We start from the raw sequence: 9,548 nt of genomic DNA, 5'->3' as shown, positions 1-9,548 counted from the left end.
GCCGATGGTAGTGTGGGGTTTCCCCATGTGAGAGTAGGTCATCGTCAAGATTAAATTCCAGAACCCCTGTTTGCTAACGCGAACAGGGGTTTTGTTTTGGGCGGTCGGAAAGTGCAGGAACAGGCTTAGCCACCAAGTAAGTCAACGCCGACGTACACTGTCTGAAACGGCATAACCGCCTGAACGCCTTTCGATACGAACCCCAATAACTGCCCACAGTGCTAAAGTCGCTCCCTCGATTTTGCTTTTCCCAAGGAAGCCGTTATGCCGGATGCGACGTCCCTCAGCGCTGGATTCATGGTGGTTCACGGCAACCGCCTGGACGAACTGCGCAGCTTGGTAGTCAGCTGGATGCGTCGTTACCCGCTAGCTCCGCTGGAAAACGAAATCGCCCTGGTACAAAGCAACGGCATCGCCCAATGGCTCAAACTCGCCTTGGCCGAAGACCCTGAAGAAGACGATATGGGCGGCTGCGGCATCGCAGCGGCAATCGATGTGCAACTTCCCGGCAGCTTTATGTGGCAGCTCTATCGCATGGTCCTGGGGCGCGACGAAATTCCGCCCAAGTCCCTGCTCGATAAAGCCCCGCTGACTTGGCGCCTCATGCGCCTGCTCCCGGAGCTCATCAATCAACCCCACTTCGAGCCGCTGCAGCGTTTCCTCACCCACGACACCGACCTGCGCAAACGCTACCAACTTGCCGAACGTCTGGCCGACCTGTTCGACCAATACCAGGTCTACCGCGCCGACTGGCTGGAAGACTGGGCCGCCGGCCGTCACCAACTGCGCAATGGTCGAGGCGAATCCAAGCCGCTCAACCCCGCCAACTGCTGGCAAGCTGAATTGTGGCGCGCGTTACTGTTGGATGTGGGTGAAGAGGGCATGGCCGAAAGCCGCGCTGGCGTTCACCAACGCTTCATCGAACGCATCAATACCCTTGAGAAAGCGCCTCAAGGCTTGCCCTCCCGAGTGATCGTTTTCGGTATTTCCTCGTTGCCTGCGCAAGCGCTGGAAGCACTCGCTGGCCTGGCGCGCTTCAGCCAGGTCTTGCTGTGTGTCCACAACCCTTGCCGCCACCATTGGTCCGACATCGTTGCCGACAAAGACTTGCTGCGTAACGAGTACAAACGCCAAGCGCGCAAGGCCGGCATGCCGGTGACCATCGACCCGCAAACCTTGCACCAGCATGCTCATCCGCTGCTGGCCGCTTGGGGTAAACAAGGTCGCGATTACATCAGCCTGCTGGACAGCTACGACGATCCCAACAGCTACCGCGCCGCCTTCCGCGATGGCCGCATCGACCTGTTCAGCGAGAGTGAACCCACCACACTGCTCAACCAGTTGCAGGACGACATTCTCGAACTGCGCCCGCTCAATGAAACGCGCGAGTTGTGGCCAGGTGTCGACCTGAATAGCGACACTTCCATCCGCTTCCACGTTGCCCACAGCGCCCAACGCGAAGTGGAAATTCTCCACGACCAACTGCTCCAGCGCTTCAGTGCCGACCCGACATTGCGCCCGCGCGACATCATCGTCATGGTCCCTGACGTCGACAGCTACGCGCCGCACATTCGCGCCGTGTTCGGGCAACTGGAAAGAAGCGACCCACGCTTTATCCCGTTCACCCTCACTGACCAAGGCCAGCGTGGCCGCGACCCGCTGCTGATTGCCGTCGAACACCTGCTCAAACTCCCGGACAGCCGCTTCCCCGTCAGCGAAATCCTCGACCTGCTTGACGTCCCCGCCCTGCGCGAACGTTTCGCCATCAAGGAGCGTGACCTGCCCACCTTGCACCGCTGGATCGAAGGCGCCGGCATCCGTTGGGGCCTCAACGCCGAACAACGCGCCGGCCTCGGTCTGCCAAAAGAACTCGAACAAAACAGCTGGCGATTCGGCCTGCGCCGCATGCTGTTGGGCTATGCCGTGGGCACCGGTCTCGCCTGCGACGGTATCGAACCCTACGACGAAATCGGTGGCCTCGATGCTGCGCTGATCGGCCCCTTGGTCGCGTTGCTCGATGCCTTGAATGACGCGCATCAAGCCTTGTCCCAACCGGCTTCGCCGAACGAGTGGGGCGAGCGCCTGCAACGCTTGATGCAGCTGTTCTTCCTGCCCAGCAGCGAACACGACGACTATTTACTCGGCCAGCTCGAGCAGCTGCGAGAAGACTGGCTGGAAACCTGCGAGTCCGTCGGCCTGCAGGACGAGTTACCGCTCACCGTAGTCCGTGAAGCCTGGCTAGCCGGTCTGGACCAAGGTCGCCTGTCGCAACGCTTCCTCGCTGGAGCTGTCAATTTTTGCACCCTGATGCCCATGCGTGCGATCCCGTTCAAGCTGGTTTGCCTGCTCGGCATGAACGACGGCGACTACCCGCGCGCGCAACCGCCGCTGGATTTCGACTTGATGGGCAGCGACTACCGCCCTGGCGATCGCTCACGCCGTGAAGACGACCGCTACCTACTGCTCGAAGCCCTGTTGTCTGCCCGCGACCAGCTCTATATCAGCTGGGTTGGCCGCAGTATTCGCGACAACAGCGAGCGCCCGGCCTCGGTGCTGATCGGCCAATTGCGCGACCATATCGCCAGCGGCTGGCACAACGAACACACGGACAAACTGCTGGAAGCAATGACCCAGGAACACCCGCTGCAACCCTTCAGCGCCCGCTATTTTCACGACGGCGACCCGCTGTTCAGCTACGCCCGCGAATGGCAATTGCTGCACGAAGCGCCGAATGCCCTCGAAAAAGAACACGAATTGGCGCCGCACCAACAAGAGGAACCGCTGAGTCTCGGCCAGTTGCAGGATTTCCTGCGCAACCCGGTGAAGCACTTTTTCAGCCAGCGTCTGAAAGTGTTCTTCGAAGCCGCCGAAGTGCCGCTGGCTGATGAAGAGCCTTTCGTGCTCGACGCCCTGCAACGCTACAGCCTCAGCGACAGCCTGCTCAGCGCCGCGCTGACTCAGCCCGACCACGTAGAACAAGCCCTTAACGCCCAGGCCTTGCGCCTGCAAGGCAGTGGCCTGCTGCCGATGGTCGGTTTCGGCGAGTGCTTGCGCAACGAACTGATCGAGCCCTTGCCTGATTTGCTGCAACGCTACGGACAATTAATGGCCCTGTGGCCCACCCCACACACCGGCGCTGAACCGGTCAGTTTTGAGCATCAGGGCATTCAGTTGGAAGGCTGGGTCAGCGGCCTGCATCGGCGCGGTGATGGCGGATTGTTGAGCGTGACCACGATCCCCAACAGCATCGGTTCGATCAAGACGCGCAAGTGGCATCGGTTGATTCGCCCCTGGGTCAATCACGTAGTGGCTTGTGCCTGTGGCCTGCCACTGAGCACCGGTCTGGTTGCGAGTGATGACACGCTGCTGCTGGCTCCGCTGGACACATCCGCCGCCCAGGAAATACTCGGCAACCTGCTATTGGCCTGGCACACCGGCATGCGAAAACCGCTGCCCGTGGCGGTCAAAACTGCCTTCGCGTGGCTCAGCCAAACCGACCCCGCCAAGGCCCAGGCTGCCGCCAGTAAAGCCTACGAAGGCGACGGTTTGACCACCGACGGCGAGCGCCGCGAAACCCCGGCGCTCACTCGACAATTCCCCGACTACGCCGCGCTCATCGCCAGCGAAGAGTTCGAAGGTTGGGCCGAAACCCTGTATCGCCCGCTGATCAACGCCCCGTGGCGATCACTCACCGGCGAGGAGGCCAGCGTATGACCGGCACACCCTTGGCCTTGGCCTTCCCGCTCAAAGGCAGCCAGCTGATTGAAGCCAGCGCCGGCACCGGCAAAACCTTCACCATTTCCGCCCTGTACCTGCGCCTGGTGCTTGGCAATGGGGGGGAAGAATCCGGCTTCGGTCGCGAACTGCTGCCACCGCAAATTCTTGTAGTGACCTTCACCGACGCTGCCACCAAGGAGCTGCGCGAACGCATCCGCATCCGACTGGCCGAAGCCGCGCGCTTTTTTCGTGACGAAATTTTGCCGCCCGACGCACTGATCGCCGACCTGCGCGACCAATATCCCGCCGAGCAATGGGCTGCCTGTGCCAATCGCCTGGACATCGCCGCGCAGTGGATGGACGAAGCCGCCGTTTCAACCATCCACAGTTGGTGCCAGCGCATGCTGCGCGAACACGCCTTCGACAGCGGCAGCCTGTTCACCCAGACCCTGGAAACCGACCACAGCGACCTGCTTGGCGAAGTGCTGCGCGACTATTGGCGGCTGTTCTGCTACCCAATGCGTGACGACGCGCTCAACTGGGTGCGCAACAACTGGAGCGGCCCGGCTGCCTTGATGCCGCGCGTGCGCGCACTGTTTGGCAGCGAACGGCCGACCGACGAATCTCGCGAGCCAGCGGAGCTGATCACGGCTTGCCTGCACGAGCGCCGTGAAGCGCTGACAACCATTAAGGCACCCTGGCAGCAATGGGCCGCCGAGTTGCGCGACATCTGCCTGCAAGCCGTGGCTGCCAAAGCCGTCGATGGCCGCAAGATGCAGGCGCGCTACTTCGAACCCTGGTTCGAAAAGATCAGCGCCTGGGCCGCTGACGAAACCCTGGAACAACTCGACATCGGCACCGGCTTCACCCGCCTGACCCCCGACGGCATGGCCGAAGCCTGGAAGGGCGAGCCGCCGCGCCACCCTGGCATCGACGCCATGGCCGGTCTCAAGGCCAGTCTCGACGCCTTGCCAACGCCCGACGCCGCCGTGTTGCAGCACGCTGCCGGTTGGGTGGGCAAACGCTTCGAAGAAGAAAAACGCCGTCGCGCTGAAATGGGCTTCGACGACATGCTCATCCGCCTCAACGCCGCCCTGCAAGCGGAAGGCGGCGAGCGCCTGGCCAGCGTGATTCGCGAGCAGTTTCCGGTCGCGCTGATCGACGAATTCCAGGACACCGACCCGGTGCAATACAGCATCTTCGACAGCATTTACCGCATCGAAGAAAACCACCTCGACAGTGGCCTGTTCCTGATCGGCGACCCTAAGCAGGCGATCTACGCCTTCCGTGGCGCCGACATCTACACCTACCTGCGCGCGCGTCAGTCCACCACCGGCCGCCATCACACGTTGGGCACGAACTTCCGCTCCAGCCACGCGATGGTCGAGGCGGTGAACCATGTGTTCCTGCGTGCAGAAAAAGGCCGTGGCGCGTTTCTGTTCCGCGAGCCGAATGGCGACAATCCGGTGCCGTTTCACGCGGTGTTGTCGCAAGGGCGCAAGGAACAGCTGCAGGTCGACGGCCAAACCCTTCCAGCGATGAATCTCTGGCACTTGCCCACAGATCAACCGATTTCCAACGCGGTGTATCGCCAGCAATTGGCCGCCGCCTGCGCCACGCAGATTGTTGAATTGCTCAATGGCGGGCAGCAAGGCACAGCAGGTTTCCTACAAGCGGACGACAGTTTCAGAGGCGTACTGCCGTCAGATATCGCCATCCTCGTGCGCGACGGCAAGGAGGCCCAAGCCGTGCGCGCCGAGTTGGCTGCCCGCGGCGTGCGCAGCGTTTATCTGTCCGACAAGGATTCGGTCTTCGCCGCTCAGGAAGCCCATGACCTCCTGGCCTGGCTCAAAGCCTGTGCCGAGCCGGACGTGGAGCGCCCGCTGCGGGCTGCGCTGGCCTGCGTCACCTTGAACCTGTCACTGCCTGAACTGGAGCGTCTGAACCAGGACGAACTGGCGTGGGAAACCCGCGTGATGCAGTTTCGCGGTTACCGTGCGATCTGGCGTACCCAGGGCGTGCTGCCGATGCTGCGCCGCCTGCTCCACGACTTCAAATTGCCGCAAACCTTGATCGCCCGCAGTGATGGCGAGCGCGTGCTGACCAACCTGCTGCACCTCAGCGAATTATTGCAACAAGCCGCGTCTGAACTGGACGGCGAGCAGGCGTTGATTCGCCACCTCGCCGAACACCTCGCATTGTCGGGGCAGGCCGGTGAAGAACAGATCCTGCGCCTGGAAAGTGACGAGCAACTGGTCAAGGTCGTGACCATCCACAAGTCCAAAGGCCTGGAGTACGACCTGGTTTTTCTGCCGTTCATCTGCTCGGCCAAACCGGTGGACGGCAGCCGGTTGCCCCTTCACTACCATGATGAAAACGGCAAATCCCAAGTCAGCCTGCGCCCGACCGCGGAGCTGATTGCCCAGGCCGACGATGAGCGCCTGGCCGAAGACCTGCGCTTGTTCTACGTCGCCCTGACCCGCGCCAAGCATGCGTGCTGGCTCGGCATTGCCGACCTCAAGCGCGGCAACAGCAGCAGCTCCGTATTGCACCTGTCTGCCTTGGGCTATGTGCTCGGCGCCGGCGCATCCCTGGGTGAATCCGCTGGCCTGGCGCGCTGGCTGCTGGATTTGCAGGCAGACTGCCCGGCAATCGATTACGCCCCGGTGCCCGACGCGCAAGACATCGTGTTTCACCCACCCCGCAACGAAGCCACCTTGCTCGCGCCGTTACTGCCCAAACGCAAGGCCGCCGAAAACTGGTGGATCGCCTCCTACAGCGCGTTAAGAATTGGCGACAGCATGAGCGCGGCAAACCTCGAGGCGCCGGAAAGCCCACAAGCCCAGAAGCTGTTCGATGACGAGCGCCTCGACCCCGACGCACCGCGTGAAGTGGCGGCCTCTGGCGGCGACATTCACCGTTTCCCACGCGGGCCTAATCCCGGGACCTTCCTCCACGGCCTGCTGGAGTGGGCCGGCGAAGACGGCTTCAACGTCACCCCCGAAGCCATCGAAAAAGCCGTGGGCGCCCGCTGTAACCGCCGGAACTGGGAAGGCTGGATCGTGACCCTCAGTGGCTGGCTCGGGCACTTGTTGCAAACGCCACTGCCTGTGGATAACGGCCACGTCACCCTCAACGACCTGCAGCACTACCAGATAGAAATGGAGTTCTGGTTCGCCAGCCACAAAGTCGACGTGCTCGCCCTCGACAAGCGGGTGTGCCAATCCACCCACCACGGCGTCTCGCGAGTCGCCGCGGAGCCGGTGTTGCTCAACGGCATGTTCAAGGGTTTTATCGACCTGACGTTCGAACACGACGGCCGCTACTACGTGGCGGACTACAAATCCAACTGGCTGGGCCCCGACGATTCGGCCTACACCTTGGATGCCATGGAACAGTCGATCCTTGAGCATCGGTACGACCTGCAATACGTGCTTTACCTACTTGCCTTGCACCGCCAACTCAAGGCGCGCCTGCCGGACTACGACTACGACCGACATGTCGGCGGCGCGCTGTACATTTTCCTGCGCGGCACTCAGTCCGCCAGCCGGGGCGCGTACTTCACCCGGCCGCCTCGGGAATTGATCGAGGGCCTGGATTTGCTGTTCCAAGGCAAACCCATCCCGCCCAAGGTTGAGCCCGCCTGGGAACAAGGAGTGTTGCTATGAGCCTGTCGCCGTTACCACTGGAGGAACTGGCGCCGCTCAGCCGCGCCGCCGACCTGGTGCAACTGCTGGAACGTTGGGTCGACCGTGGCTGGCTGCGCGCCTTGGACAAAGCCTTTGTCGGCTTCCTGCATGAACTCGACCCGCACGCTGATCCCTTGGTGCTGCTCGCAGCCGCGTTGACCAGCCATCAACTCGGCCATGGCCACGTGTGCCTGGACCTGTTCGAAACCCTCAAAGCGCCGGATTTTGCCCTGTCGTTGCCGCCTGAGGGCGACCTGCAAACCGGCGCCATGCTGCTGCCGTCGCAATTGCTCGACGGCCTCGACGGCGCGCACTGGTGCCATGCACTGGCCTCCAGCCACTTGGTTGCGCTGGCCGTCGATGGCAGTGACTCAGCCCAAAGCCGGCCGTTGGTGCTGTCGGGCAAACGCCTGTACCTGCGCCGCTACTGGACCTACGAACGGCGCATCGACAGCGCGTTGCGCCGGCGCCTGGCGACTCGCGAAAACCTCGCCGCCGATTTGCCGCAACGCCTCAACAGCCTGTTCGATCAAGCGCCGCCCGATGGCGTGATCGACTGGCAAAAACTCGCCTGCGCGCTGGCCACACGCGGGGCTTTCAGCATCGTCACCGGCGGCCCCGGCACCGGTAAAACCACCACCGTGGTGCGTTTGCTCGCGTTGCTGCAGGCCCCGGCGGTGGAGGCGGGCAGCCCGTTGCGCATCCGCCTGGCCGCGCCAACCGGCAAAGCCGCCGCGCGCCTCACCGAATCGATCAGCCAGCAAGTCCAGTCGCTGACTGTGCCTGACAGCGTGCGGGAAAAAATCCCCACCCAAGTCACCACGGTTCACCGTCTGCTGGGCAGTCGCCCGGGCACCCGACACTTTCGGCATCACCTCGGCAACCCCTTGCCCCTGGATGTGCTGGTGGTGGATGAAGCCTCGATGATCGACCTGGAAATGATGGCCAACCTGCTGGATGCCTTGCCGCCCCACGCGCGTTTAGTGCTGCTGGGTGACAAGGACCAACTGGCCTCGGTGGAGGCGGGCGCCGTGCTTGGCGATTTGTGCCGCGACGCCGAAGCCGGCTGGTACAGCCCGCAAACGCGCCAATGGCTGCAAGCCGTCAGCGGCGAAGACCTCGGCGCCAGCGGGCTGCAGGAAGACCTCGACGGCAGCCATCCGCTGGCGCAGCAAGTGGTGATGCTGCGCTACTCGCGACGGTTCGGCGAGGGCAGCGGTATTGGCCAATTGGCGCGCTGGGTCAATCAGCAAAATGCCGAAGAGGCGCGCAAACTCCTGGCCGCACGCAGCCACGACGACCTGGCCTGCATCAGCCTCAAAGGCGAACACGACCACGCCCTCGAACGTCTGGTGCTGGACGGGCAGGGCGACGGCGCCCAGGGTTATCGTTATTACCTCAACCTGCTGCAAAGTGTGCGCCCGGCCCTCGACACCCCGCGCGAAGATCCGGCCTGGACCCACTGGGCGCAACAACTGCTGCAAGCCTTCGACGCTTTCCAACTGCTCTGCGCCGTGCGCAAGGGCCCGTGGGGTGTGGAAGGGCTGAACCTGCGCATCACCGCCGCGTTGCGCAAAGTGCGGCTGATCGACGGCGACGACCAATGGTACGAAGGCCGCCCGGTACTGATGACCCGCAACGATTACGGCCTGGGCCTGATGAACGGCGACATCGGCATCGCGCTCAAACTGCCCGAAAGCGACGGCGGCCCTCAGGTGCTGCGCGTAGCCTTCCCACGCAATGATGGCCAAGGCGGTGTGCGATTTGTGTTGCCCAGCCGTCTGAACGATGTGGAAACCGTGTACGCCATGACCGTGCATAAATCCCAGGGCTCGGAATTCACTCACACCGCGCTGATCCTGCCGGATGCACTCAACCCGGTGCTTACCAAAGAGCTGATCTACACCGGCATCACCCGCGCCAAACGCTGGTTCAGTTTGGTCGAACCGCGTGGTGGCGTGTTTGAAGAGGCTGTGCGACGCAAGGTCAAGCGCTTGAGTGGGCTGATGCTGGAACTGGACGCCGCGCCGGGTGAAATTGACTGATTGGTCATGAGATATTTCTGATTCAGTCGTCTGATTTTTCTGAAAAAATAGCGGATTCCGCGAAGCCTCGGCTTCGCGGGGTTTTTCGCCGCTGTGC

General features: G+C 62.6%; 3 protein-coding genes. All 3 read left to right on the top strand.

Annotated elements, in window-relative coordinates; genetic code table 11:
- Nucleotides 1-264: 264 nt before the first annotated feature.
- Genes recC through recD form a run of 3 tightly spaced genes read left to right on the top strand, consistent with a single transcriptional unit; the run spans nucleotide 265 to nucleotide 9,451 of the window.
- Entirely contained in the window at nucleotides 265-3,714 is a 3,450-nt protein-coding gene (gene recC, locus WBB95_RS28685) for an exodeoxyribonuclease V subunit gamma (RefSeq protein ID WP_424490653.1), read from the top strand.
- Complete coding sequence (gene recB / locus WBB95_RS28680; protein WP_424490652.1) at nucleotides 3,711-7,385, top strand: exodeoxyribonuclease V subunit beta; 3,675 nt, start codon at nucleotides 3,711-3,713, stop codon at nucleotides 7,383-7,385. Before recC ends, recB begins: the two co-directional genes overlap by 4 nt.
- Nucleotides 7,382-9,451: an exodeoxyribonuclease V subunit alpha gene (gene recD / locus WBB95_RS28675; protein ID WP_424490651.1), complete on the top strand. Its 2,070-nt coding sequence runs from the start codon at nucleotides 7,382-7,384 to the stop codon at nucleotides 9,449-9,451. The genes recB and recD overlap by 4 nt, the downstream gene beginning before the upstream one ends.
- Nucleotides 9,452-9,548: the final 97 nt, after the last annotated feature.

Origin of the sequence: Pseudomonas sp. (assembly GCF_049645325.1) — a bacterium.
Taxonomy (GTDB): Bacteria; Pseudomonadota; Gammaproteobacteria; order Pseudomonadales; family Pseudomonadaceae; genus Aquipseudomonas.
Note: the sequence above shows the minus strand (reverse complement) of the source record. Positions and strands in the feature narration are given on the sequence as shown.